The following is a 228-nucleotide window of genomic DNA, read 5'->3' as shown; positions in this document are numbered from 1 at the left end:
CATAGAGTGGAGAAGTCTGAAGGAGATCGGCGTGACGGCACTGCGCAACGATGCGGCCTTGTTCCAGCACGACAATGCGGTCGGCGTGCTGTACGGTCGCGAGACGATGCGCGATGACGAGCGGGGTGCGGTTTTGCGCGGCGTTGTCCAGCGCCCGTTGCACCAGCCGTACGCTGGCGGCATCGAGCGCGCTGGTGGCCTCGTCGAGCAGCACGATGGGCGGATTCT

General features: G+C 65.4%; 1 pseudogene. It reads right to left on the bottom strand.

The features are described from left to right. Positions 1 to 228, bottom strand: a pseudogene (locus SB772_RS46455) (ABC transporter); the annotation flags it as partial.

This window comes from Paraburkholderia sp. SIMBA_030 (genome assembly GCF_046535245.1).
Classification (GTDB): Bacteria; Pseudomonadota; Gammaproteobacteria; order Burkholderiales; family Burkholderiaceae; genus Paraburkholderia.
The sequence above is the reverse complement of the archived record's forward strand: the minus strand, read 5'-3'. Positions and strand labels throughout refer to the sequence as shown.